Origin of the sequence: Methylorubrum rhodesianum (genome assembly GCF_014199985.1) — a bacterium.
GTDB classification, from domain to species: domain Bacteria; phylum Pseudomonadota; class Alphaproteobacteria; order Rhizobiales; family Beijerinckiaceae; genus Methylobacterium; species Methylobacterium rhodesianum.
Genome location: NZ_JACHOS010000003.1, coordinates 288,041 through 311,720 on the forward strand (window position 1 = coordinate 288,041; position 23,680 = coordinate 311,720).

At 71.5% G+C, this 23,680-nt stretch carries 21 protein-coding genes and 1 pseudogene; 10 read left to right on the forward strand and 12 right to left on the reverse strand.

Annotation, left to right across the window (positions count from 1 at the left end):
* Window positions 1-55: 55 nt before the first annotated feature.
* Window positions 56-1,246: an aspartate aminotransferase family protein gene (locus tag HNR01_RS05935; RefSeq protein WP_183667091.1), complete on the forward strand. Its 1,191-nt coding sequence runs from the start codon at window positions 56-58 to the stop codon at window positions 1,244-1,246.
* A gap of 110 nt (window positions 1,247-1,356) precedes the next feature.
* A complete protein-coding gene (argF, locus tag HNR01_RS05940; protein ID WP_183667092.1) occupies window positions 1,357-2,307 on the forward strand; it encodes an ornithine carbamoyltransferase in 951 nt (316 codons plus the stop codon).
* A 49-nt stretch (window positions 2,308-2,356) separates the two neighbouring features.
* Here argF and HNR01_RS05945 read toward each other — a convergent pair whose 3' ends face one another.
* Both HNR01_RS05945 and HNR01_RS05950 read right to left on the reverse strand, forming a co-directional pair.
* On the reverse strand, window positions 2,357-2,827 hold the full coding sequence (locus tag HNR01_RS05945; RefSeq protein WP_183667093.1) for an SRPBCC family protein: 471 nt from the start codon (window positions 2,825-2,827) through the stop codon (window positions 2,357-2,359).
* Between the two features lie 32 nt (window positions 2,828-2,859).
* Window positions 2,860-3,286, reverse strand: a pseudogene (locus tag HNR01_RS05950) (VOC family protein).
* 270 nt (window positions 3,287-3,556) lie between these two features.
* Between HNR01_RS05950 and HNR01_RS05955 the strand changes: the two are divergent.
* The 4 genes from HNR01_RS05955 (at window position 3,557) to HNR01_RS05970 (ending at window position 9,164) form a co-directional block, all read left to right on the forward strand.
* Complete coding sequence (locus HNR01_RS05955) at window positions 3,557-4,363, forward strand: SDR family NAD(P)-dependent oxidoreductase (RefSeq protein ID WP_183667094.1); 807 nt, start codon at window positions 3,557-3,559, stop codon at window positions 4,361-4,363.
* A 3-nt stretch (window positions 4,364-4,366) separates the two neighbouring features.
* Window positions 4,367-5,743, forward strand: a complete 1,377-nt coding sequence (locus HNR01_RS05960; RefSeq protein WP_183667095.1) for a dihydrolipoyl dehydrogenase — start codon at window positions 4,367-4,369, stop codon at window positions 5,741-5,743.
* A 228-nt stretch (window positions 5,744-5,971) separates the two neighbouring features.
* Window positions 5,972-8,599, forward strand: coding sequence for a histidine kinase dimerization/phosphoacceptor domain -containing protein (locus HNR01_RS05965; RefSeq protein WP_183667096.1), 2,628 nt, complete (start codon window positions 5,972-5,974; stop codon window positions 8,597-8,599).
* Window positions 8,600-8,606: 7 nt separating this feature from the next.
* Entirely contained in the window at window positions 8,607-9,164 is a 558-nt protein-coding gene (locus HNR01_RS05970; protein ID WP_183667097.1) for a biliverdin-producing heme oxygenase, read from the forward strand.
* 107 nt (window positions 9,165-9,271) lie between these two features.
* Here HNR01_RS05970 and HNR01_RS05975 read toward each other — a convergent pair whose 3' ends face one another.
* Together HNR01_RS05975 and HNR01_RS05980 are read right to left on the reverse strand one after the other, a co-directional pair.
* On the reverse strand, window positions 9,272-10,408 hold the full coding sequence (locus HNR01_RS05975; protein WP_183667098.1) for a lysylphosphatidylglycerol synthase domain-containing protein: 1,137 nt from the start codon (window positions 10,406-10,408) through the stop codon (window positions 9,272-9,274).
* Window positions 10,401-10,862: a (2Fe-2S) ferredoxin domain-containing protein gene (locus tag HNR01_RS05980; RefSeq protein ID WP_183667099.1), complete on the reverse strand. Its 462-nt coding sequence runs from the start codon at window positions 10,860-10,862 to the stop codon at window positions 10,401-10,403. Before HNR01_RS05980 ends, HNR01_RS05975 begins: the two co-directional genes overlap by 8 nt.
* A 268-nt stretch (window positions 10,863-11,130) precedes the next feature.
* Between HNR01_RS05980 and HNR01_RS05985 the strand changes: the two genes are divergently transcribed.
* From HNR01_RS05985 to HNR01_RS05995, 3 genes are all read left to right on the forward strand, one after another.
* Window positions 11,131-12,477 carry a KpsE/RkpR family capsule polysaccharide export protein gene (locus HNR01_RS05985; protein WP_183667100.1) on the forward strand — a complete coding sequence of 449 codons (1,347 nt, stop codon included), beginning with the start codon at window positions 11,131-11,133 and terminating at the stop codon, window positions 12,475-12,477.
* 118 nt (window positions 12,478-12,595) lie between these two features.
* Window positions 12,596-12,880: a hypothetical protein gene (locus tag HNR01_RS05990; protein ID WP_017484079.1), complete on the forward strand. Its 285-nt coding sequence runs from the start codon at window positions 12,596-12,598 to the stop codon at window positions 12,878-12,880.
* A 442-nt stretch (window positions 12,881-13,322) separates the two neighbouring features.
* A complete protein-coding gene (locus HNR01_RS05995) occupies window positions 13,323-14,135 on the forward strand; it encodes a phosphatase PAP2 family protein (protein ID WP_246417399.1) in 813 nt (270 codons plus the stop codon).
* A 35-nt stretch (window positions 14,136-14,170) separates the two neighbouring features.
* Here the strand turns inward: HNR01_RS05995 and flbD are convergent, their stop codons facing one another.
* The 8 genes from flbD to HNR01_RS06035 form a co-directional block, all read right to left on the reverse strand.
* Window positions 14,171-15,541, reverse strand: a complete 1,371-nt coding sequence (gene flbD / locus HNR01_RS06000; RefSeq protein WP_183667102.1) for a sigma-54-dependent transcriptional regulator FlbD — start codon at window positions 15,539-15,541, stop codon at window positions 14,171-14,173.
* 150 nt (window positions 15,542-15,691) lie between these two features.
* Window positions 15,692-16,039, reverse strand: a complete 348-nt coding sequence (gene fliN, locus HNR01_RS06005) for a flagellar motor switch protein FliN (protein ID WP_017484076.1) — start codon at window positions 16,037-16,039, stop codon at window positions 15,692-15,694.
* Between the two features lie 5 nt (window positions 16,040-16,044).
* Window positions 16,045-16,671 (reverse strand): FliH/SctL family protein, encoded by a 627-nt coding sequence (locus tag HNR01_RS06010; RefSeq protein ID WP_183667103.1) that lies wholly within the window; start codon window positions 16,669-16,671, stop codon window positions 16,045-16,047.
* The gene (gene fliG, locus HNR01_RS06015; protein WP_183667104.1) at window positions 16,668-17,723 is read right to left on the reverse strand and encodes a flagellar motor switch protein FliG; all 1,056 of its coding nucleotides are present in this window, start codon (window positions 17,721-17,723) and stop codon (window positions 16,668-16,670) included. The genes HNR01_RS06010 and fliG overlap by 4 nt, the downstream gene beginning before the upstream one ends.
* A gap of 43 nt (window positions 17,724-17,766) precedes the next feature.
* Window positions 17,767-19,389: a flagellar basal-body MS-ring/collar protein FliF gene (gene fliF, locus HNR01_RS06020; RefSeq protein ID WP_017484073.1), complete on the reverse strand. Its 1,623-nt coding sequence runs from the start codon at window positions 19,387-19,389 to the stop codon at window positions 17,767-17,769.
* Between the two features lie 239 nt (window positions 19,390-19,628).
* Window positions 19,629-19,904 carry a CtrA inhibitor SciP gene (gene sciP, locus HNR01_RS06025; RefSeq protein WP_009865968.1) on the reverse strand — a complete coding sequence of 92 codons (276 nt, stop codon included), beginning with the start codon at window positions 19,902-19,904 and terminating at the stop codon, window positions 19,629-19,631.
* A gap of 141 nt (window positions 19,905-20,045) precedes the next feature.
* The gene (locus tag HNR01_RS06030) at window positions 20,046-20,717 is read right to left on the reverse strand and encodes a flagellar hook assembly protein FlgD (protein ID WP_017484071.1); all 672 of its coding nucleotides are present in this window, start codon (window positions 20,715-20,717) and stop codon (window positions 20,046-20,048) included.
* Window positions 20,718-20,726: 9 nt separating this feature from the next.
* Window positions 20,727-22,106 (reverse strand): flagellar hook-length control protein FliK, encoded by a 1,380-nt coding sequence (locus tag HNR01_RS06035; RefSeq protein ID WP_183667105.1) that lies wholly within the window; start codon window positions 22,104-22,106, stop codon window positions 20,727-20,729.
* A gap of 334 nt (window positions 22,107-22,440) precedes the next feature.
* Here HNR01_RS06035 and mnmA point away from each other — a divergent pair, with 334 nt between their 5' ends.
* Window positions 22,441-23,598 carry a tRNA 2-thiouridine(34) synthase MnmA gene (gene mnmA / locus HNR01_RS06040; RefSeq protein WP_183667106.1) on the forward strand — a complete coding sequence of 386 codons (1,158 nt, stop codon included), beginning with the start codon at window positions 22,441-22,443 and terminating at the stop codon, window positions 23,596-23,598.
* Window positions 23,599-23,680 lie beyond the last annotated feature (82 nt).

Below are 23,680 nucleotides of genomic sequence, written 5' to 3' on the forward strand. Positions count from 1 at the left end.
GGCACTTTCTTTTGGCGGCTTTGCCACTGGATCGAGCCCGAGGAGACGGACCCGCGTGACCTCCGCCCTGCTGCCGACCTATGCCCGCGCTCCGATCGCCTTCGAGCGAGGCGAGGGCGCTTGGCTGGTCGCCGAGGACGGCGACCGCTACCTCGATTTCGGCGCCGGCATCGCCGTCAACGCGCTCGGCCACGCCCATCCGCATCTCGTGGACGCGCTGACCACGCAGGCGCAGAAACTCTGGCACACCTCGAACCTGTTTCAGATCCCGGAAGGGGAGCGCCTGGGCCGGCGGCTCGTGGACGCGACGTTTGCCGACGTCGCCTTCTTCGCCAATTCCGGCGCCGAGGCCAACGAGGCCGCCATCAAGATGGCGCGCAAGTACCACGCCGCCGGCGGCCATCCCGAGCGCTACCGCATCGTCACGTTCGAGGGCGCCTTCCACGGCCGCACCCTCGCGACGATCGCCGCGGGCGGACAGCAGAAGTACATCGAGGGCTTTGGCCCGAAGGTGGAGGGCTTCGATCAGGTGCCCGTCGGCGATTTCGCCGCGCTGGAAGCCGCGATCGGCCCGGAGACCGCCGCCCTGATGATCGAGCCGATCCAGGGGGAGGGCGGCCTGCGGGTGATTCCCGGCGAGATGCTGCGGCGCCTGCGCTCGCTCTGCGACGCGCACGGCCTGCTCCTCATCATGGACGAGGTGCAGACCGGCGTCGGCCGCACGGGCAAGTTCTTCGCGCACGAGTGGTCGGGCGTCACCCCCGACATCATGAGCGCGGCCAAGGGTATCGGCGGCGGCTTTCCGCTCGGCGTCTGCCTCGCCACCGCCGAGGCCGCCCGCGGCATGACGGCGGGCACCCACGGCACCACCTTCGGCGGCAACCCGCTCGCCATGGCGGTCGGCAACGCCGTGCTCGACGTCGTGCTGGCGGACGGCTTCCTCGCGCATGTCGAGCGGATGGGCCTGCTGCTGACGCAGAAGCTCGCCGGGCTGATCGACCGCCACCCCCACGTCTTCGCCGAGCTGCGCGGGCAGGGGCTGATGCGCGGCCTGAAGCTCAACCTGCCGAACACCGAGTTCGCGGCGGCCGCCCGGGCGCGGCACCTGCTGGTGATCCCGGCCGGCGACAACGTTGTCCGCTTGCTTCCGCCGCTGATCATCGGCGAGGCGGAAGTGGACGAGGCCGTGGCCCGGCTCGAGGCCGCGGCGACTGATCTGGAGGCGCAGATGCGCGGCGCCGCCTGAGTGCCTCTCACGAATTGCCCGTCCCGCCACCGCGCCCGAATCGGGCACGGCGGGGGCTCGGGCATCTCGTGAGCCACTCTGAGCGCGGTCCCGCGAGCGAAGATTGTGAAATGACCACGACCCTGAACGGCGGCGGCCCGCATGTCCGCCATTTCCTCGATCTGAAGGACTTTTCCGCGCAGACCCTGCGCGGCGTCCTCGACGCCTCCGCCGCGATGAAGCGGGCGCGGGTGAAGGGCCAGCCCGCGGCGGAGCGACCGCTGACCGGCAAGATGCTGGCGATGGTGTTCGACCGGCCCTCGACCCGCACCCGCGTCTCTTTCGACGTGGCGATGCGCGAGCTCGGCGGCGACACCCTGATGCTGACGGGCAAGGAGATGCAGCTCGGCCGCGGCGAGACGGTGGCCGACACCGCCCGCGTGCTCTCGCGCTTCGTCGACGCGATCGTGATCCGCACCCTCGACCACGGCTTGGTGATGGAGCTCGCCGAGCACGCCGAGGTGCCGGTCATCAACGCGCTGACCAAGGCCTCGCACCCGTGCCAGATCATGGCCGACGTGCTGACCTTCGAGGAGCATCGCGGGCCGATCAAGGGCCGCACCATCGCGTGGTCGGGCGACGCCAACAACGTGCTGGCGAGCTGGGTCCACGCCGCCGCCCGCTTCGATTTCACCCTCAACGTCGCCGCCCCGAACGAGCTGGCGATGCCGCCGGCCCTCGTCGCCTGGGCCGAGCGCGAGGGGGCGCGGGTCAACGCCACCACCGACGCCTACGCGGCGGTCGAGGGGGCGGACGCCGTCGTGACCGATTGCTGGGTCTCGATGGGCGACGACGACGAGCATTTCCGCCACAACCTGCTCTCGCCCTACCGGGTCGATGCCACGCTGATGGCCGCCGCCGCCAAGGACGCGATCTTCATGCACTGCCTGCCGGCCCATCGCGGCGAGGAGGTCACGGCCGAGGTGATCGACGGTCCGCAATCGGTGGTGTTCGACGAGGCCGAGAACCGGCTGCACGCGCAGAAGGGCATCCTGGCCTGGTGCCTGGGCGAGGCGGCCTGACGAAACGGCACAACCCTCCCCCTTGGAGGGGGAGGGTTTCCGGAAGCCGTCAGCCCAGCCCCCGGACCAGCTCGGTGAGCTGGTCGGCGCAGATTCCCCATCCTTGCGCGAACCCCATCGCCTCGTGCCGGTCGCGGTCTTCCATCGTCCAGTGCCGGGCCCGGGCGGTGTAGCGGGTGCCGCCCGCCTCGTCGGCGAAGGTGAGGATCACCGTCAGGAACGGCTTGTCGGAGGGGATCCAGGCCGCGCTGTAGGCGTCGGTGACGACGAGGCGCGTGTCGGGCACCACCTCGAGGTAGACGCCCCGATTGGGCAGATCCTGTCCCTCGGGGCTGCGCATCACGATGTGGTTCGACCCGCCCGGCCGCACGTCGAGTTCGGCGACCGGCGTCGTGTAGGGGCCGGGCGCGAACCAGCGCTTCAGCAAGTCCGGCTCGGTCCAGGCCCGCCACAGCGCCCGGCGGGGAACCGGGATCAGACGGGTGAGGACAAGGTCGCGCGGATCGTCGGCGTCGCTCATGGTCTGTCTCCCGGCACGGATCGCGGATCGGATCAGGCGGCGCGCTTGGGCTGGTTCATCGCCCAGATCACGCCGAACGGGTCGCGCAGCTGCCCGTAGACGTCGCCCCAGAACATCTCCTGATAGGGCGTCACCACCTCGGCGCCCGCCGCCACTGCCCGGTTCCACCACGCGGCGATGTCCTCCACCGGCAGGAGCAGGCTGAAGGATTGCGGCGCCTAGCGGGTGGCCGTATTCGGGAAAGGCGTCGGAGAGCATCACCGAGGTGCCGTTCACGAGGAGGTGGACATGCATGGTCCGCCCCTTCTCGTCCGGGGGAACGGAGGCGAGGATTTCGGCGCCGAAGGCGTTCCGGTAGAACTCCGCCGCCCGTAGGGCGCCGTCGAGGGTCAGGTAGGCGACCACCCCGCCCCTGGGCGGCACGGCCGTGGTCGGTGGCGTCGCGTCGCTCTCGCTCATCGGGGTCTCCCTGGTTCGCTCCGGAGCCGTCGCGATTCGGAGGGTGCCGTGCGGCGATGCCCCGCGCAAAGCCTTTTTGTTTCGAAGCGGCCGCGCCGTTACGTGCGGCCCCGGCCGCTCCGTCCCGTCCCCGCGCCGGTCGGATCGACGCAGCCTCCGGTTAGGTTGGAACGATCCCCCACGCCCCCCGTTGGCCCGCGGTTTTTATCAAATGGTCGCTGCCGAAGCCGAAGGGCCGAACCGGACGCCGCCAACGAGGAGGGTCGTTTCATGGATCTCGGCATCAGCGGCCGCGTCGCGGTGATCACCGGCGGCGATTCCGGCATGGGCTACGCCAGCGCGGAGTACCTGCTGCGCGAGGGCGTCAAGGTCGTCCTCTCCGACCTGAAGGAGACGGAGCTTCACAAGGCGGCCGGGCGGCTCGCCGCCCTCGGTCCGGTAAAGGCGTGCCAAGCGGACCTCGCCACCGAGACGGGTGCGCGCAAGCTGCGCGACTTCGCCGACCAAGCCTTCGGCGAGACCCCCACCATCCTCGTCAACGCCGCCGGCGTCACCGGCGCCACCGGCGACTTCCTGGAGATCGACGACGAGGGCTGGATGTCGACGATCCAGGCCGACCTGATGGCGGCGGTGCGGGTGGCGCGCGCCTTCATCCCCGGAATGCGGGCGCAGAAATGGGGGCGGATCGTGCTGTTCACCTCCGAGGACGCGGTGCAGCCCTATGTCGAGGAACTGCCCTACTGCGCCGCCAAAGCCGGCCTGATGAACCTGACCAAGGGCCTCTCCAAGGCCTACGGCCCGGACGGGGTGCTGGTGAATTCGGTGGCCCCCGCCTTCGTCGCCACGCCGATGACCGACGCGATGATGGAGAAGCGCGCCGGGGAACTCGGCGTCTCGTTCGACGAGGCGATCGAGAGCTTCCTCGCGGAGAAGCGCCCCGGCATCGTCGCCAAGCGCCGTGGCCGGGTGGAGGAGGTCGCCTCCGCGGTGGCCTTCCTGTGCTCGGAACAGGCGAGCTTCATCACGGGCGAGAACCTTCGGGTCGATGGCGGCGCCGTCCTCACCATGGCCGCCTGAGCGATGCGGGAACGCTCCTGCGACGTCGCGGTGATCGGAGCCGGCACCGCCGGCATCGCCGCCCACCGCGCCGCCCTCGATGCGGGCGTCCGGGCCGTGCTGATCGAGCAGGGCCCCGGCGGCACCACCTGCGCCCGGGTCGGCTGCATGCCCTCGAAGCTGCTGATCACCGCGGCCGAGGCCGCGCATCAGGCCCGCGCGGCGCATCGGCTCGGCATCGATCTCGGCGCGGTGCGGGTCGACGGCCCGGCGGTGCTGGCCCGGATGCGGGCCTTGCGCGACCGCTTCGTGCACGCCGTCCTCGAGGGGCTCGACGGGCTCCCGGAGGAGATGCGCCTGACCGGCCGGGCCGTGTTCGAGGGACCGGACTCCCTGCTCATCGACGATCACACCCGCCTGCGCTTCAAGGCGGCGGTGCTGGCGACCGGCTCCAGCCCGAGCGTTCCCGAGCCGCTGCGGGGGCTCGGGAAGCGGGTTCTCACCACCGATAGCGTGTTCGAGATCGAGACCCTTCCCGCCTCGCTCGCCGTGCTCGGGGCCGGTCCGGTCGGGCTGGAACTCGCGCAGGCCATGGCCCGTCTCGGCGTGGCGACCAGCGTGTTCGATCCCGGCGACAGCCTCGGGGGCCTCGGCGACCCCGAACTGAAGCGGGCGGCCCGCGAGATCTTTTCGGGCGCCTTCGACCTGCATCTCGGCGCCAAGGTCGAGAGCGGCGCGGCCGAGGGGGAGGGCGCGCGCCTCGGCTGGAGCGGCGAGGAGGGGACGGGAGAGAGGACGTTCGATCGGGTGCTCGCCGCCGCGGGCCGTCCGCCGAACGTCTCGGGGATCGGCCTGGAGGAGACGGGCGTCGCCCTCGACGACAGGGGCGGCCCGGTCCACGATCCGCGCTCGCTGCTGTGCGAGGGCGCGAAGATCCTGATCGCGGGCGATGCCAACGCCGATCGTCCGGTGCTGCACGAGGCGAGCCGCCAGGGCCGCATCGCCGGGCGCAACGCCGCCCGGCTCGCCCGCGGCGAGGCTGCGGCGCGGCCGGAGCGCTGGGTGGCGCTCGCCATGGTGTTCAGCGATCCGCAGATCGCCGTGATCGGCGGCGGCTTCGACCCCGAGGCGGATCACCGCGTCGGCCGGGCCGATTTCTGCGACCAGGGCCGGGCCCGGGTGATGGACCGGGCGCAGGGCGGCATCCGCCTCTACGCGGAGGCCGACGGGCGCCTCGCCGCCGCCGAGCTGGTCGGCCCGGAGGTGGAGCATCTCGCCCACCTCCTCGCCTACGCGGCGCAGGACGGTCTCGACGTGCGGCGCCTGCGCGACCGCCCGTTCTACCATCCGACCCTCGAGGAGGGGCTCGAGACCGCCCTGTCCGACCTCGCCGACCGGTGAGGCGAGACGCCCTGCCGTGGGGATGCGGCACCCGTCCGGAGCGAGCGGCGCACCGACCGTCGCGGCGGCTCGGGGCGGCCCACGCACTGTGTCGCGGAGTCTGTATGGTTTCAGACAAAGCCGGGACCTGTCAGACACTTGGTGCGACTTCGCGGTGACCGGAAACGTGAGGCGAGGACTGTCCCGGCATTGCGTAACCGGAGCGCGGCAGGCATACCGGCTGCCGTAATGGTCGATCCGTCGCAGATGCACGCCGCAGGGCCGAACGCTGGTCCGATCGACCTTCCGGTCGATTTCGACACGTTGACGCCCGAGCAGCGGGACGAACTCGGCGCGGGTCTCCTGGCTCTCGACGCCGCAGGGAAGGTGCTCGCCTGCAATCGTGCGGCGGGAACGCTGTGCGGCCTCTCGCCCGAGGCGATGATCGGGCGCAACTTCTTCCGCGACCTCGTGCCGAGCGCCCACGTGCCCGGCTTCTACGGCCGCTTTCTCGCCGGCCGGCGCCGGGCCCTGGCCGGACAGGCCTTCGAGTTCGTGTTCGGCCGCATCCCGGCCCCGTTGCGGGCGCGCATCGGCCTGTGGGCGGGCGCGGACGGCTGCACGTGGCTGACGATCAGTCCCCTGGAGCAGATCGCCGCCGGCCCCTCGCGCGAGGCGGTGCTGGCCGCGATCTCGCAGCGCAGCCGCGCCGAGCCGGTCGATCCGAGCCTGTGCGAGCGCGAGCCGATCCACATCCCCGGCTCGATCCAGCCGAACGCGGTGATGCTCGCCGCCGACGCCGCGAGCCTGGAGATCCTGGCCTTCAGCGCCAACGCCGCCGACGTGCTGGCGCCCGCGCAGTTCCCGCCCGCCGGCCTCAACCTGGAGGCGGTGCTGCCGGCCTCGGTCGTCTCGGCGATTCGTGACGGGCTCGCCGCCCACACCCTGACCGACGGACGGCTCCTGCGCCGCACGCTGGTCCTTCCGCCGCGGGAGGAGCGCTTCCACCTCGTGGCGCACGCCCATCTCGGCCGGGTCATCGTCGAGCTGGAACTGGCGCCGGAGCGGCCCGAGGACTTCCTCGCCGCGAGCCCGCTCGACGCCGAGCTCGCCATGATGCGGCTGCGCGCCGCCGAGACCCTGACCGAGGCGGCGCAGATCGCCGCCCTCGAAATCCGCGCCATGACCGGCTTCGAATCGGTGCTCGTCTACCGCTTCGACGCGGATTGGAACGGCGAGGCCATCGCCGAGGACATGGTGCCGGACTGGCAGCGCCTGCTGATCGGCCTGCGCTTTCCCGCCTCCGACATCCCGGCGCAGGCCCGCGCCCTCTACACCAAGGCCAAGAGCCGCTTCGTGATCGACCGGGACTGCGTGCCGGTGCCGCTGGTCGCCGACCGCGCCGCGGGCAACGCGCCGATCGACCTCACCTTCGCGCAGAACCGCACCCTGTCGCCGATCCACCTCGAATACCAGCGCAACCTCGGCGTCGACGGCTCGATGTCGATCTCGATCATGGTCGAGAACCGGCTCTGGGGCCTGATGATCGGGCATCATCGCCGGCCGCACTACGTCGCGCCGGAGACCCGCGCCGCCGCGACCGTGCTGACCGACGGCTTCGCCATGCGGGTGCAGGAGATCGAGGGCAAGGCGCTGTGGAGCGAGCGGCAGCGCCATCTCGACGTGCAGGGCCGGCTGGTCCGCGGGCTCACCCGCTCCGACGACTTCGTCGGCTCTCTGACCCAGGGCAGCCCGACGCTGCTCGACCTGTTCGGGGCCACCGGCGCGGGCATCGTCTCGGACGAGGCCGTCTGCCTCGTCGGCACCACGCCGGAGGCGGCGAAGGTGCAGGCCTTGGCCGACTGGCTGCGGGAGAGCCTGGCCCCCGGCGAGACCACCTTCGTCACCGACACGCTGGTGCTGCATCACCCGGCGGCCGCGGCCTATACCGAGATCGCCAGCGGCCTGCTCGCGGCCTTCGTCGGCTCTTCGCGCCAGCATCTGCTGTTCTGGGTCAAGCCGGAGGTGCCGAGCACCGTGACCTGGGGCGGCGATCCCCGGAAGCCCGTCCTGCCCGGCAGCGGCCCGGTGGCGGTGCTGCCGCGGCGCTCGTTCGAGCGCTGGATCGAGGAGCGGCGCGGGCATTCCGCGCCCTGGGCGAGGTGGAAGGTGGCACTTGCCGCCCAGCTCGCCGATGCCGTCGAAGGCGTGGTGCTGCGCCAGCGCCGCAAGATCGACGAACTCACCGGACTCCTGGCCGACAAGGAGCGCCTGCTGGAGCAGAAGGATCTGCTCACCCGCGAGATCGACCACCGGGTGAAAAACTCGCTGCAGATCGTGACCGCCTTCCTGCACATGCAGCGCCGCCAGATCGCCGATCCGGAGGCGCGGCAGGCCTTCTCCGAGACCTCGGCCCGGGTGATGAGCGTCGCCCGCGTCCATGACAGCCTGTATCAGGGCGAGAGCATGGAGCAGGTCGATCTCGGCCAGACCATCCAGACCCTGTGCAGCGACCTCGCCGGCATGGCCGGCGACGAGCACAGCGTCGAGCTGACCGCCGAGCCCGGCCTGATGGTGCCCTACCGCCACGCGGTGGCGCTCTCGCTGATCACCACCGAACTCGTCACCAATGCGTTCAAGTACGCCGGCCGGCCCGACAAGGGCGCGCGGGTCAGCGTCACCGTGGCGGGCGGCGAGGGGGCGGCGGTCCGGCTCAAGGTCTGCGACGACGGCGAGGGCATGCCGCTCGGCTGGGAAAGCGCCAGGGCGCGCGGCACCGGGCTCGGCATGAAGCTGATCCGGGCCATGCTCGACCAGATCGGCGCCCGTCTCGACGTCGAGAACGCCGACGGCGCCTGCTTCACCGTTCACGCCTGAGCCCTCCTTGAGCGACAGCCTGCACGCCCGCCTGCGGGAGGCCACGGCCGCGGCCCATGAGGCACTGGAGCGCGACCTCGACTGGGAGGCGCGGGTGGCGACGCTGCCCGGCTACCGCGACCTGCTGGTCCGCCTGCGCGGCTTCCACGCCGCCTACGAGCCGGCGATTGCCGCCGCGCTCGCCGACGCGCCCTTCTTCGATCCCCGCCGCCGCCTCCCGGCCCTCGATGCGGATCTGGACGCCCTCGACGGGGCGGCGCCCGATGCCCTGCCGGCGCCCGCCGCGCCCCGGCTCGACGGGCCGGGCGCGGCGCTCGGCGCGCTCTACGTGCTGGAGGGCTCGACGCTGGGCGGCGCCGTCATCGGCCGCCACGTCGCCCGCCTGCACGGCGAGGGGGTGCCGCTGGCCTATTATGCCGGGCGAGGGCGGGCGACCGGACCGCTCTGGCGGGCGTTCCGCGAGCGCCTGGACGGCCTGCCCGAGGGGCAAGCCGCGGCGGCCTTCGCCGCCGGCATCGCGACCTTCGAGGCGATGCGGGGCTGGCTCGTGTCAGGGCCGGGCTGAACCGGTGGTCTTCCAGGGCCCTGCCCTGGTCCCCGTGATCCCGGCCCGGTGATTCCGACCCCTGTGGCAGGGGCTTGCCCATTCGAAGCCCGGGACTCGGCGGGAACTCAGCGCGGTGCCAGCACCTGCGTCCGCTTCGCCTCCAAGATCTGCCAGACGATCAGCGAGGGCAGGCCGAGGACCACGTCGGGGACGCGCTTGGCCAGTGACAGGGCGATGGCGGTGCCCGCATCGAGCCCGAACAAGGCGCCCACCACCACGAAGCCGCCCTCCTGCACGCCGAGCCCGCTCGGCACCGCGAAGGCCGCCGACTTGATCGCCTGCGACAGCGATTCCAGCACCAAGACCTCGGTCAGGCTGACCTCGACCCCGATACAGGCGAGCACGATCCAGATCTCCGCCGCGCCGAGCCCCCATGCCACGGCGTGCAGGGCGACCGACTGGGCGATGCGCCCGCGCCGGCCCCGCACCCAGACCGCGTCGAGGGCCTCCTGCACCGAGAGGATGCTCGCCGCGCCCCCCTCCGGCTTCGCCCCCTCCGGGGCCGCCGATCGCAGGAAGCGGCGGCCGAGGCCGGCGAGGCGCCGCTCCAGTCCCCGCGCCGCGCCCAGGGTCTGCAGGGCGAAGAAGGCGGCGACCGCCGCCACCGCTACCGCTGCGGCCTGCGTCGTCCACCACGCGAGCGCGGCGGCGGCCTCGCCCGGCAGCCGCCAGAGCAGGGCGGCGCCGAGCCCGGTGAAGGCCACCTGCGTCGCGACCTGGATCAGCATGTCGGCGAGCAGCGAGGCCGCCGCGAGGCTGCCCGCGACGCCCCAGAAGGTCAGCAGGCGCCCGCCCACCACCTCGCCGCCGACCGAGGCGACCGGCAGCAGCACGTTCACGCCCTCGCGCACGAAGCGCAGGATCACGAAGGCGCCCGTCTCGACGGGCGGCTCGGCCGATTCTGCCGCCGTCCGGGTTCGGCCGGAGGGGGGGATGCCGGCCAGCACGCTCGCCCAGGCGAGGCCGCACAGCAGCACGATGACGGCCCGCACCCCCACGATGGCGGCCAGGCCCGCCACCCCGATCCGCCCGAACGCCGCCCCGATCGCCGCGAGGTCGTTGGTGGTGACGAGCCAGACGCCGAGCCCCAGTCCGACCAGGGTGCCGATCAGCGGCAACCGGCGCAGCAGCCCGTGCAGGAGGCGCTGCGGCCGCGGCCGTTCGGCGGGGCGCAGGTCGCGGCGAGCAGGGGCCTCAGCCATTGCCCGCTCCGTCGTCCGGGCTCGCCGCAGCCGGCGCCGTGCTGGCCGCCTGCGGGGACAGGGGCGCGAGGACGAGGGCCTCGGCGGCGAGGGTGTCGAGCGCCGGATCGACGAGGATGACGCGGCGGCGAGCTAGGGAATCCGGCGTGGCCAGCGTCAGCATCCGCTTGGGGCAGGGCCCGAGACAGCCCGTCTCCAGCAGACGGACCTTGCCGGCCGGCTTCGCGGACCCGGTGTCGCGCACAGCCTGCTTGAGCGCCCGCTTGACGGCACGGCCGATCCGCTTGCGGTCCACGCCCTGGCGCTTGGCACATTTGCGGCAGACCAGCACGAGATCCGAGAAGCCCGCCTTCGCCGTCCTGACCTTGACCATGCCGGTTCCGGTCGCCCCGCCCCGCGCCGTCTCACCCTGGGTCTCGCGGGCCGCCCCGCCCGGATCCTGCCGCCGTCCCACATCCCCTCCCGTCGACCCGCTCGCTTCGGGCCCCGCCCCGATGTCGGGGGCGGTATCGCAGTCCCCCCGCCCGGCGCGCAATCCCGGCGGATCGCCGCGCCTTAAAAAGGGCCGAAAAGAACGTGACCTGAACCCCGAGACTGGATGCCGCCCGAGCTTGCCGAAGAGCCTTGCCCGTGCATCTTGCCCGAGCCTATCGCGAGGGGACGGGCGCGAGGCATTTCGTGCAGGCGCGCTCCGGCCGCGGATCCGTGAGGACCCCCATTCGATGAGTTCCGACGACGAGGTCAAGCAGGCGACCAGGGTCCGGCCGAGCCCGAGCGTCCAGTCGCTCATGGATCTCGCCCGGCGCTCCGTGCCGGATCTGCGGCGCAACGCCGAGACGATCGAGCCGGTCGCGCCCGGCAGGGGCCGCGCGCTCGGCGGGGCCCTGGTCGAGCGGGCGCGCCGCACCCTCGAATGGACCCGGCTGCCCGGCCTTCGGCCGCGGGAGGCGCGCCCGCCCGAGCGGATGGTCAAGCGGCTGTTCCGCAGCTACGCCCTGTTCGCGCTGCTGCCGACCGCGGTGGTCGGGCTCTACGTCTTCGTGATCGCCTCCCCGCAATACATCGTCGAATCGCAGTTCGCCGTGCGCGGCAACGTCGAGCCGATGGCCAGCGCCGATCTCGGCCTACACACCGACCTGATCTTGAAGCACAACAGCCAGGACAGCTTCATCCTGCGCGACTTCATCGGCAGCCGGCCGATGGTGGAAGCGGTCGATGCCAAGCTCGGCCTCGCGAAGATGTTCTCGGAAGGCGGGATCGATTTCTGGGCCCGCTACGACGACAGTCAGCCGGTCGAGAAGCTGGTGCGCTACTGGCGCCGGCACGTAATTCCGCAGATCGATGCGATCTCCGGCGTGATCCACCTGAAGGTGCGCGCCTTCAAGCCCGAGGATGCGGTCGCCATCTCGCAGGAGGTGATCGCCCGCTCCGAGACCCTGGTCAACGGCATCTCGCGCCGGGCCCAGGACGACATGATCACGAACGCGAAGAAGGAGGTGGAGCAGACCGCCGAGCGGCTCAAGCAGGCGCGGGTCGCTCTGCAGGAGTTCCGCAACCGATGGGGCATCATCGACCCGGTCAAGTCGGCCGAGGCCGCCGTCACCACGATCGAGCTCCTGCGCAAGGACAAGATCAAGGCGGAGAACGACCTGCGCGTCCTGCGCGACTCCAAGCTCGACGAGAAGAGCCGCAGCATCCAGGTGCTCGTGGCCACCGTCGGCGCGCTGGACGGACAGATCAAGGACCTGCAGAGCCGCCTCACCACCGACGGCATCGTCTCGAATTCCGAGCACAACCTGACCCAGGCGCTGCTCGAATACGAGAGCCTGATGGTCGAGCAGACGGTGGCGGAGAAGCTCAACGCCTCGATGCAACTGATCCTCGACCGCGCCCGGATCGCGGCGGCCAAGCAGCAGATCTATCTGGCGACCTTCGTGCCGCCCCTGCTGCCGACCTACTCGGAGTACCCGGCCCCGTTCTACGCCCTGTTCGCGGCCCTGTTCTGCTTCACCGTCCTGTGGAGTTCGGTCTCGCTCGTGGCCGCGGCGGTCAACGACAACCGGCTGTGAGCGGCGGCAGGCGAGGGGCTTCCCATCGACGGACTTGCCACCGACTGTCTTCCCGCAGACCGGCGATCATCGAACGACGTCCTCTCAACGAACGACTCCCTTTCAACGAACGACTTGCATGGCGGATTTCACCGACCTCATCGCCCGCGCCGTCAGCCCGTCCATGAGCCGGGAGGAGCGCGAGCAGGTCTACACCGTGGTCCGCCAGGCGGTGCAGCGGCTCCAGGATCGCGAGAACCTGGCCGGGGACGATCCCCGCATCCTGCTCCAGCGCCACCTGATCGAGGAGACGATCCGCGACGTCGAGTTCGACATCGTCCGCTTCCTCACCCTGCGCCGGATCGAGCAGGCGCGGGCGGCGCAGAACGCCGAGTACGAGGCGCAGTTCGCCAAGAAGCGGTGAGGCGTCGGCGGGTGTCGAGTCTTCGGTGCCGAGTCCCCAGCGCCAAAGTCCTCCTCGCCGGCGCGTCGGACACGGCGCGGCGACAGGGTTGTGCTGTCCCCTCGCGCCGGTGCTCTCGTGCCGCCCTTGGGCGCCGGAACCCCGATATTCGTTGTCCGAGCGCGTCCCCGGCGCTCTGGGCGACGGCAAAATTAAAAAATGTTACGATCCGGAAGTTGTCTTCATGTGATGGAAACGTCTCGCGCGTGGAATCCCGGGGTCCCGCGAGCGAGCGACGATGCATCTCCTGCGCACCTCTCCGATCAGGATGGTGGAGGCTACCGGCCTCTCGATACCGACCTGTGCACTGATGTGCCTATCGGTTTCCGCGGCCCTGTGTGTTCAGAGCCTGACGGGGGTCTGGATTCGTATATCTCATATTCAGTGGCTCGCGCCCGCATCGATGCTGGCCGGCGCTCTGTATTTCGGCCTCGGTCCGCAGGCACGGCCCCGCTTCAATGCGGCCATCGCGCTTTCCGCCGTGATGATCATCCAGCTTCCCGCCACCTGCGCTCTTGCTTACGGCGTGCAATCCTTCGGCCTGCCGCTGCGTGACGATGTGTTCATCGGCATCGACCGCGCTTTTGGTTTTGATTGGCTGATCCTCCAGTCTTTCATGGTCGAGATGAAAGTCGCGATGGAGATCTTGAGTCGGGCTTACGAGACCTTCTTCCTGCAACTGAGTGCGGCGCCCGTCATTCCCGCGGCCCTCGGTGAGGTGCGCCGGGCCGATCGATTCGTATCGTCCTTCATCCTCTGCGTGTTGATGACGGTGGCCGTCAGCGCCCTGCTGCCGGCCGAGGGCGCCGCAGGGCTCGTCGGGCCCGACAAGGCGCATCTGCTGTTCCAGGGCGCGACACCGCTGGCGGAGCTGCACGCTCTGCGTGACGGTACGCTGCGGACCGTCGCCCTGGAGGCGGTCGGGCCCGTGATCTCCTTTCCGTCGCTCCACTGCGCGGTCGCCTATCTCGTCACGGCCGCGTTCTGGCCGCTCAAGCGGCTGCGTTGGGCCGCCCTCGTCCTGAACGCCGTGATGACGGTCTCGGCGGTGACGCACGGCGCCCACTACGCCTGCGACTGCGCCGCCGGCCTGCTCACCGCCGCCGTCTCGTTCCATCTTGCCGGGCGGCTGAGGCCGTGGAGCGAGCGGATCCTCGCCGGCCAGCGCGGTACGGCGGTGCTGCCCACCCCCGCTCCGGCGGCACTCCTGTCATAGGGCCGGTTCGGCCGGCCGGATCGATCCGATCGGCTTCAGCCGTAGGCCGCGACCGCCCGCACCCCGCCGGGCTCGGCCACGGGCACGCCCGCATCGACATATTCGTTGAGCTTGTTGCGCAGGGTCCGGATCGAGATGCCGAGGATCTTCGCGGCATGCGTCCGATTGCCGAGGCAATGGTCGAGGGTGTCGAGGATCAGGTCGCGCTCGACATCCGCCACGGTGCGCCCGACGAGACCGCGGGTCGCCGCCTCCGCCGCGCTCGCCGCCCGCTCGACCGGGCCGGGGGCGGAGGGGGCCGCGAGCGAATCGCCTTCCGGGCTCAGGATCGCCTCCGGGCCGATCTCGGACCCCTGGGCCAGCAGCACCGCGCGGTGGATCGTGTTCTCGAGCTCGCGCACGTTGCCGCGCCAGGGGTTGCGGGCGACCAGCGCCTGCGCGTCGCGGGCCAGCGGACGCAGCGGCAGCCCGTTCAGCTCGGCGTATTTGCGGGCGAAATGGGCGGCGAGTTCGAGGATGTCGGCCAGCCGCTCGCGCAGGGGCGGCAGGCGCAGGTGCACGACGTTGAGGCGATAGAACAGGTCCTCCCGGAACGTGCCCTTCTTCACCTCCTCGGCGAGGTTGCGGTTGGAGGTGGCGAGCACGCGGATATCGACCTTGACGGGCGCGGCGCCGCCGACCCGGTCGATCACCCGCTCCTGCAGCGCGCGCAGGAGCTTGGATTGCAGCCGCACGTCCATCTCGGAAATCTCGTCGAGGAGCAGCGTGCCGCCGTTGGCCTCCTCGAACCGGCCGATGCGCCGGGCGACCGCGCCGGTGAAGGCGCCCTTCTCGTGGCCGAACAGCTCGGATTCGAGCAGGGCCTCGGGGATCGCCGCGCAATTGACCGAGACGAAGGGGCGGTTTCCCCGGTTCGACTTGGCGTGGACGTGGCGGGCGAGAACCTCCTTGCCGGTGCCGCTCTCGCCGGTGATGAGCACCGAGGCCTCCGAGCGGGCGACCTGCTCGGCGAGCCGCACCACCCGCTCCATGGACGGATCGCGCCAGACGAAGCTGCGGGCGTCGGCCGCCACCGCCTCCAGCACCGCCGCGATCATCTCCGGATCGGGGGGGAGGGGGATGTATTCCTTGGCCCCCGCCTGGATCGCGGCCACCGCGGCGCGGGCGTCGGAGGCGATACCGCAGGCCACCACCGGCGTGCGGATGCGCTCGTCGGCGAGCGCCTGCACCAGCCGGCGGATGTCGAGGCCGACATCGACCATGACGAGGTCGCCGCCCTTGGCACGCAGGGCCGCGAGGCCCTGGTCGATCCCGTCCGCGTGGGTGACCGAAGCCCCCCGGTGCATCGCGATCTTCGAGGCGGTGACGAGTTCGCCCGAGAGCCGTCCGACGATGAGCAGCCGCATGGCGTGGTGTCTCCGAAATTCTTCCGCTTCAGGTGGTCCGCCCCGGCCCGCGATGATCGCTCATCGCAGGCCGCCCCCGCGACAGCGGGGCGGCGGCCGTCCGCCGGACGTGCCGTTCCCGGCCGCGGCCGGGAACGGCACACCAAAGGATCAGTGATCGTTCTTGATGATCTCGGTCATGGTCACGCCGAGGCGTTCATCGACCAGCACGACCTCGCCGCGGGCGACGAGGCGGTTGTTGACGAAGACGTCGATGGCCTCGCCGACCTTGCGGTCGAGCTCGAGCACGGCGCCGGGGCCGAGCCGCAGCAGGTCGCCGATCGGCATGCGCGACGAGCCGAGCACCGCCGAGACCACCACGGGCACGTCGAAGACCTGTTCGAGGTCCGCCGCGCTCTTCGGGCTCGTCGGCGCGTCGCGGACGGAGGCCGCGCCGCCCTCGTCGTAGGGCAGGTCGCCCTCGTTGAGCTGGGGCAGGCTGAAATCGTCGCTCGACATCGGGCTCAGGCCTCTGGACTTGCGAAATTGGGGGAGAGGGCGGACTCAACGGCCGCCTCGATGCGGGCGCGCTCGCGCACGACGCCGCCATCGGCCCATTCGAGCCGGGCATCGCCCGGCGCCATGTCGGGTTCGCCCAGCACCACGAGGCGGCCCTCGAAGCCGTGCTCGCGCGACAGGCGCCGCATCAGCGTCTCCGCCTCGTCGACCAGGGTCTCGTTCACCCGCAATACGAGGTGAGGCACGCCGCGCAGGTGCCGCAGCGCCGAGCGGGCCGCCTCCTCCACCGCCGCCAGCGGGCGCGCGTCGAGGGCCTCGCCCGCGATCCGGCGGGCCAGCGCCTGCGCGAAGGCCAGCGCCTGCGCCTCGCGCTCGCCGTCGCGGAGGTCGGACTGGTTGAGGAGGCCGGCGGCGGCGAGCCCGACCCGGGTCAGGGCGTCGGCGAGCCGGGCCTGTTCCTGGAGCGCGGCCTCCGAGCGGCCGTCCTGGAGGCCGCGGGCATAGGCGGCCGCCTCCCCCGCCGCGCGCTCGGCCTCGGCCCGGGCCGAGGCCTCCGCGTCGGCGGGGGAGGGGCCGCGCGGGCGGCCGAAATCGGTGTCGAACAGGAAGGGGCGGGAGGCGCGCGCGCTCAATAGACCAACTCCTCCTCGCCGCCGTTCTTGGCGATCATGATCTCGCCCTTCTCGGCCAGATCCTTGGCGAGTTCCGTCATCTTGGCCTGCGCCTCATCGACCTCCTTGAGGCGGATCGGCCCCATCGAGCCCATCTCGTCGTTGAGGTTCTTGGCGGCGCGGGTCGACATCTGGCTCATGAAGAAGGCCCGCACCCGCTCGTCCGCGCCCTTCAGCGCGCGGCACAGGGTGTCGTTGTCGACCTTGCGCATCAGGGTCTGGACGGAGCCCGGATCGAGCTTCAGCAGATCCTCGAAGGTGAACATGAGCTGGCGGATCTTCTTGGCCGAGCCGCGGTTGGCCTGGTCGATCGCTGCGAGGAAGCGGGTCTCGGTCTGCCGGTCGAAGGCGTTGAACACCTCGGCCATGAGCTCGTGCGCGTCGCGCCGCGTGGTCTGGGCGATGGTCGAGACGAATTCGGTGCGCAGCGTCTCCTCGATGTGGCGCAGGGCCTCCTTCTGCACCGTCTCCATGCGCAGCATCCGGTTGAGCACGTCGATGGCGAACTCCTCCGGCAGGATCGTGAGCACCTTGGCGGCGTAGTCGGCCCGCACCTTCGACAGCACGACGGCGACCGTCTGCGGGTACTCGTTGCGCAGGAAGTTCGCGAGGATCTCGGGATCGATCTGGGTCAGGCTCGCCCAGACGCGCTTGCCCGACGCGCCCTTGATCTCCGCCATGATCGAGGAGACCTGCTCAGGGGGGAAGATCTTGAGCAGGAGCGACTCGGTGCGCTCGAAGTTCGAGGTGATGCCGCCGCCCGAGGACAGCCGCGAGACGAAATCGACGATCAGTCGCTCGACCGTGGCGGCCTCCAGCGAGCCGAGCTGCACCATGGCGTGGCTGACGAGCTTGATCTCGTCCTCGTCGAGGCGCTGCCAGATCGGCGCGCCCTCCTCCTCGCCGAGCAGCAGCAGCAGGGCGGCGGCGCGCTGCGGGCCCGGCATCTCGGCGAACGCCTTCGAGGCGTCGACGCTCTCCATGGCGGCGGTGAAGTTTACGCCCGCGGACACGAACCCTCTCCTCTCTCCCGGCTATGGGGGGTCTCGGCACTCATCAGGAATCGTGGATCCAGTTGCGCAGCACCTCGACCGTCTCGGTCGGGCTCGCCCGCACCATGTCGACCACGCGCTCCACGGTCTCGGCCTGGATCTGGCCGTTGATCTTCGCCGATTCGAGGAACCGGTTGGTGCTGTTCTCGCGCACCGCGATCTCGGCCGGTCCCTCGCCGGCCGCCCCGGCCAGCGCCAGCGCTCCCGCCGGGCCGGCCAGCGCCGCCACCGGCGCGTCCGATTCGAGCACGCGGCGCAGGAGCGGGCGCACCACCGCCATCAGCACGACCAGGGTGAGCAGGCTCAGAACCGCGAGCTCGACGAGGCGCATCACCTCCTCCTTGGTCGGGCTCAGGAACGACTGGATCAGGCCGGGCTCGGCGAGTTCGGGGGCGGCGGGCGTCTCGGCGAAGCGCAGGTTGACCACCTCGACCTGGTCGCCGCGGGCCTTGTCGTAGCCGACCGCCGTGCGCACCAGGGCGGTGATGCGCGCGATCTCGGCGTCCGAGCGCGGCTGGTAGGCGGGTTTGCCGTCGGCGCCGGGGGCGTAGACGCCGTCGACCAGCACCGCCACCGAGAGGCGCTTGAGGCGCCCGCCCTCCTGGGTCTCGACCTTGGTGACGCGGGAGATCTCGTAGTTCGTGACCTCCTCGTTCTTCTGCGAGGAATCCTTCTGCTGCGGCGGCGCCTGGTTCTGGTTGGCTCCCGGCAGCTCGTTGCCGACGGTGACCTGCCCCTCCGCCCCGCCGGTGAGCGCGTTCTCGGAGCGGGTCTGGGTGGAGCGCACGACCCGGCTCTCGGGATCGAAGCTCTCCGAGCGGCTCTCGACCCGGTTGAGATCGAGTTCGGCGGTGACCTGCACCCGGGCGCGGCCCTGGCCGACGATGCCGGCTACGATCTCCTCGATCTGCGAGCGCATCCGCCGCTCGATGCCGGCCTGCCGCTCCTCCAGGGCGCCCGCCCCCTCGGCCTCCGCGCCGCGGGCGCCGTCGGCCAGCAGCCGGCCGCGCTCGTCGACGATCGAGACCCGCTCGGGCTTCAGGCCCTCGACGGCGGAGGCGGCCAGATGCCGGATCGCCCGCACCTGGCTCGCGTCGAGATCGCCCATCAGCTTGACGACGATGGCGGCCGAGGGGGCCTCGCGGTCGCGCTCGAACAGGCGGCGCTCCGGGATGACGAGATGGACGCGCGCCGCCTGGACCCGGCCGATGGCGCGGATCGAGCGGGCGAGTTCCCCCTCCATCGCCCGCAGGTGATTGACGTTCTGGACGAAGCTCGTCGAGGAGAAGGCGTCGCCCTTGTCGAAGATTTCGTAGCCGATGCCGCCCTGGGCGGGCAGGCCCTTGCCGGCGAAGTCCATGCGCAGCTTGGCGAGGTCGGCGCGGGGGGCGAGCACGGTCTGGCCCAGGTCGCCCCTGGTCTCGTAGGTGATGCCGCGGGCGTCGAGCTCGCGGATCACGGCCGAGGAATCCTGCATCGACAGGTCGGAGAACAGCACGCCCATGTCGGGCCGCGAAACCCGCAGGATCACGAAGGCGAAGAAGCCGACCAGCGTCAGCGTCACGGCCGCCATCGCGGCGATGCGCGCGGGCCCGAGCTTCGTCACCAGATCGAGGATGGGTTTCACGGGCCGGCACGCCTGAGGACAGCGGATGCGGCCGCCAGGGATGCGCGACCGCCCGGCAAGAATTGCCCGGTGCGTGGTTAGCGAGGCGTTAACGCCGGGGCGTGCCGTTCACGACATCGCCGCCATCGGGGCCGCCGAACGGTTCCGGAAACGACGAGAGCCGCCCCGGTCTCCCGCGGGCGGCTCCTCATCCGTTGCGCGAACAGGCATGCGCAACGTACGGATCGACGAAGAAAAAATCAGTGCCGGTAATGCTGGATGCGCGTGGTGCGCAGGCCGGCCAGCCCGTGCTGGTCGATGGAGTACTGCCAGCTCAGGAATTCCTCGGTGGTCAGCGTGTAGCGCTGGCAGGCCTCCTCCAGGCTGAGCAGACCGCCCCGGACGGCGGCCACGACCTCGGCCTTGCGGCGGATGACCCAGCGGCGGGTGGTGACGGGGGGGAGATCGGCGATCGTCAGGGGGCTGCCGTCGGGCCCGATCACATACTTCACGCGGGGCCGGGGTGTTTCGGTCATGATACGCTCTACACTCGACTGACCTGTCGAGAAGGAAGCTACTTGCGTCCGCTTAAAAGTTCTTGAAGTCGGCCGTTCGAATGCGATTCGTTCGTTGTTAACGGATGTGGACAATTGCGCTGCCATCGCTGCTGCAGCGCATCAAGAGCTTGGCGCAGCGAGCGTTTTCACGCTCGAGGCGGGAACGCGGGCCGAGCCGATCGTCAGCACCGGTTCGGAGCCGCTGAGGTCGACGCCGTCCACGGTGCCGGACACCTTGGTGTCGACGTTGACCCGCGTCCCCGTCGTGTCGAGGGCATCGACGGTGATCGTGTACCGCCCGTCCTTGGCCGCGAGCCCCGAGGTCGCGGTGCCGTCCCACGCGAAGGATTGCGCCCCGGTCTTGAGCGTCGTGGTCTTGGTGGCCACCACGGTGCCGTCGCTGGCCTTGATGGTGATGACGGCCTTGGCGGCCGCCCGCTCCGGGGTCAGCGTCCAGGTCGCCTTGCCTTTCGCGAGATCGGAGGTGGCGCCGTCCGCGGTGATGTTACGGCCGATCAGGCTTGACGCGGAGGAGGCCGAGGCGGCCTTGGAGTTGGTCAGGATCGTGTCCAGCGAGGCGTTGGTCTTGAGCTGCTGCTCGACGCCCGCGAACTGCACGAGCTGCTGGGTGAACTGGTTGGTGTCGAGCGGATCGAGCGGGTTCTGGTTCTTGAGCTGCGTGGTGAGCAGCGTCAGGAACTGCGTGAAGTTGCCCGCGATCGACTTCGTGTCGGTGGTCGAGGCGGCACCGGTGGCGGTGATGCTGGTGCTGCTGGTGATCCCGGAGGCCATGGCTCTACCTTAGATTCGGATGTCGAGGCCGCTGACGGCCCGCAGGTGCCGCAGGGAAACGGGGTCGAGGGGAGGCGGCCCGTCGTCCCGCCCGGCCGGCCCTCCGCCGGAGCGCCCGCGGGACGCCGACTCGCCGTCCCGGCCGCCCTGGGATCCGGTCTCGCCGCGCAGGGACAGGTCGATCCCGCCCGCCTCCGCGCCGACATCGAAGCCCGCCTGCGCGAGGGCCTGTTGCAGGGAGCCCGCGTCGCGCTGGAGCAGGGCAAGGGTCTCGGGACGGTCCACGACGAGATGCGCCCGGGCCTTGCCGCCCGCCTTGTCGAGTTCGAGCGACACGTCGATGCGGCCGAGTTCGACCGGGTCGAGTCGGATCGCGAAGCGGTTCATGCCGGAGAGCGAGCGCAGCCCGATCGTCATCGGCACGGCGCCGAGGGGAATCGGCGGCGTTGCGGGCTGAGGCGTCGCGGCCGCGGCCTCTGCCGCCGGGGCCGCCTGCGCGGGAGCCGCGCCGCTGCTGCCGGGCGGGGTCGGGGGGGGCGCCGCGCCGACGGCCGGAGCGGGCGAGGGCGCCGCGGCCTGCGTGCCGTCGAGCGCCGCCTCGAAGCCGGCCGTGTCCGGGGCGGCGGAGGTGGGGCGTGCGGCCGGGTCCGCTTTCGCGGCATGTCCGGCTGCGGCCGTCTCGCCGGGCCCGCCCGCCACGGGGCCGCTCTCGCCGGACCCGCCCGCGGCCGGAGCCGTCGGCGCCGTGGTCGCGGCAGGGGGCGGCGAGAGCAGGGCGGTGGGATCGGCGGCCGCCGCATGATCGGTCTCGTCCTGGTCTCGGGTCTCGTCCTCGGACAGGGCGAGGGCTCCGGCCTCCTCCGCGGCGGCCCCTTCCGCGGCCGCCTCCTGCGCCGCCGCTTGAACCGCCTCGCCTTCGGCCGGGCGTTCCGGCCGCTGAGCGGGCGAATCCACGTCCCGGCCCGGCGCCCGCGCCGAATCGGCCCCCGAGCCGCCCGCCGCATGGCTCTCCGGACGCGACGTGCCGCGGGCGGAGGCGAGCCGCGCCCGGCTCTCCGCCGAAACTCCGGATCGCCAGCCCTCGGCCCCGGCGCCGTCGGTCTTCGTGGTATCAGCCTTCGCGTTTCCGGCCTTGGAGATCCTGGCCTCGGCGGCTTCAGCCCTGGCGGCCGCTGTCCTTGCCGCCCCCCACTTCTCCGCCCCGTCGGCATCGCTCCGGGCGGAGGCGGCCTCGTCGCGGCGGAGGGCGGGCCGGGTCGGGGCCGCGGGCTTCCGCTCCGCGGCCTCCAGGCTGAAGCGCGCGGCGCCCTCGCTCCCGCGCCCCGCGGGCGAGGCGGGCCGCAGGGTCTGTCTGAAAAACACCTCCGCCAGATCTGTGCGCGAAACCAAGATGCCGTCCTCATCCTGCAGGGCCGAAGCCGCGGGCGGTCAGAGCAAGCCGCGCGCCACGGGCGATATTCCGCAAGTACCTGAAATCGTGCCGGAAAATTTGATCGTAAGAGAGGCGCCGCGCCTTGGCCCGGCCGGATCTGCCGTCCGCCCGGCAGGATTTGCCGGCTGCGGAGGGAGGGCGATGCGAGCCGTCGGCCCTCTCTCGGCCGCGCCGTCCCTGGAAAGTCGGGATCGGGATCGCTATAGACACCGGACATGCGTCCGGGCTCCGCAGGCCCGCGCGCGCCCGAAGGCTCCGCCAACGGCCGGCATCCGGCCCTGATCACCGGCCATGAACTCGCTGGATCTCCCGAAGCCCCCGCACGAGACGCGCGTCGTCGTCGCCATGTCGGGCGGCGTCGATTCGTCGGTGGTCGCCGGGCTGTTGAAGCGCGAGGGCTACGACGTCGTCGGTGTCACGCTGCAACTCTACGACCACGGCGCGGCGACCCACCGCAAGGGCGCCTGCTGCGCCGGGCGCGACATCCACGACGCGCGGGCGGTCGCCGAGACGCTCGGCATCCCGCACTACGTGCTCGATTACGAGGACCGCTTCCGCGAATCGGTGATCGACCGCTTCGCCGAGAGCTATCTCTCGGGCGAGACGCCGATTCCCTGCGTCGAGTGCAACCGCTCGGTCAAGTTCCGCGATCTGCTCGGCCTGGCCCGGGATCTCGGCGCCGAGGCGCTGGCCACCGGCCACTACGTCGCGAGTCGGGCGCGGGCGGGGGGCGGGCGCGCCCTCTACCGCGCCCTCGATCCGGCCCGCGACCAGAGCTACTTCCTCTACGCCACGACGCCCGAGCAGCTCGCCTACCTGCGCTTTCCCCTGGGCGAGCGGCCCAAGGACGAGACCCGCGCGCTCGCCCGCGAACTCGGCCTCGCGGTCGCCGACAAGGCCGACAGCCAGGACATCTGCTTCGTGCCGCAGGGCGGCTATGCCGACATCATCGCCAAGCTGAGGCCCGAGGCGGCCCGGCCCGGCGAGATCGTCGATCTCGATGGGCGCCGGCTCGGCGAGCACGAGGGCATCATCCACTACACGGTGGGCCAGCGCCGCGGCCTCAGGCTCTCCGTCGGCGAGCCGCTCTACGTGGTGCGGCTGGAGCCCGAGACCGCCCGTGTCGTCGTCGGGCCGCGTGCGGCGCTCGCCACCCGCCGTATCCGCCTGGCCGACCTCAACTGGCTCGGCGACGGCGCGCCGGAAGACGTCGCCGACCGGCCGGTGGCCGTGCGCGTGCGCTCGACCCGCGAGCCGCGGCCCGCACGCCTCTCGTGGAACGCGGCCGAAGCGTGCGCCGAGGTCGAACTAGTCGTTCCCGAGGACGGGGTCTCGCCGGGACAGGCCTGCGTGATCTACGCCGATGACGGTCCGCGCGCGCAGGTGCTCGGCGGCGGCACCATCCGCCGGATCGGCGCGTTGCAGGCAGGCGCCGCCGAGGCCGCCTGATGGGGGCGCCTCACGCGCGGATTCAGATTTCCTCGAGACGGCGCGCAGAAGGGCCCGCGAAGGCGGCCGCCGGCGCTCGGGG

What these genes read in the sequence shown, in the direction of transcription:
- argF (WP_183667092.1), top strand. Translation starts at nt 1,357, where the DNA reads ATGACCACGACCCTGAACGGCGGCGGCCCGCATGTCCGCCATTTCCTC.
- HNR01_RS05945 (WP_183667093.1), bottom strand. Translation starts at nt 2,827, where the DNA reads ATGAGCGACGCCGACGATCCGCGCGACCTTGTCCTCACCCGTCTGATC.
- HNR01_RS05955 (WP_183667094.1), top strand. Translation starts at nt 3,557, where the DNA reads ATGGATCTCGGCATCAGCGGCCGCGTCGCGGTGATCACCGGCGGCGAT.
- HNR01_RS05960 (WP_183667095.1), top strand. Translation starts at nt 4,367, where the DNA reads ATGCGGGAACGCTCCTGCGACGTCGCGGTGATCGGAGCCGGCACCGCC.
- HNR01_RS05965 (WP_183667096.1), top strand. Translation starts at nt 5,972, where the DNA reads ATGGTCGATCCGTCGCAGATGCACGCCGCAGGGCCGAACGCTGGTCCG.
- HNR01_RS05975 (WP_183667098.1), bottom strand. Translation starts at nt 10,408, where the DNA reads ATGGCTGAGGCCCCTGCTCGCCGCGACCTGCGCCCCGCCGAACGGCCG.
- HNR01_RS05985 (WP_183667100.1), top strand. Translation starts at nt 11,131, where the DNA reads ATGAGTTCCGACGACGAGGTCAAGCAGGCGACCAGGGTCCGGCCGAGC.
- HNR01_RS05990 (WP_017484079.1), top strand. Translation starts at nt 12,596, where the DNA reads ATGGCGGATTTCACCGACCTCATCGCCCGCGCCGTCAGCCCGTCCATG.
- HNR01_RS05995 (WP_246417399.1), top strand. Translation starts at nt 13,323, where the DNA reads ATGCTGGCCGGCGCTCTGTATTTCGGCCTCGGTCCGCAGGCACGGCCC.
- flbD (WP_183667102.1), bottom strand. Translation starts at nt 15,541, where the DNA reads ATGCGGCTGCTCATCGTCGGACGGCTCTCGGGCGAACTCGTCACCGCC.
- fliN (WP_017484076.1), bottom strand. Translation starts at nt 16,039, where the DNA reads ATGTCGAGCGACGATTTCAGCCTGCCCCAGCTCAACGAGGGCGACCTG.
- sciP (WP_009865968.1), bottom strand. Translation starts at nt 19,904, where the DNA reads ATGACCGAAACACCCCGGCCCCGCGTGAAGTATGTGATCGGGCCCGAC.
- HNR01_RS06030 (WP_017484071.1), bottom strand. Translation starts at nt 20,717, where the DNA reads ATGGCCTCCGGGATCACCAGCAGCACCAGCATCACCGCCACCGGTGCC.
- mnmA (WP_183667106.1), top strand. Translation starts at nt 22,441, where the DNA reads ATGAACTCGCTGGATCTCCCGAAGCCCCCGCACGAGACGCGCGTCGTC.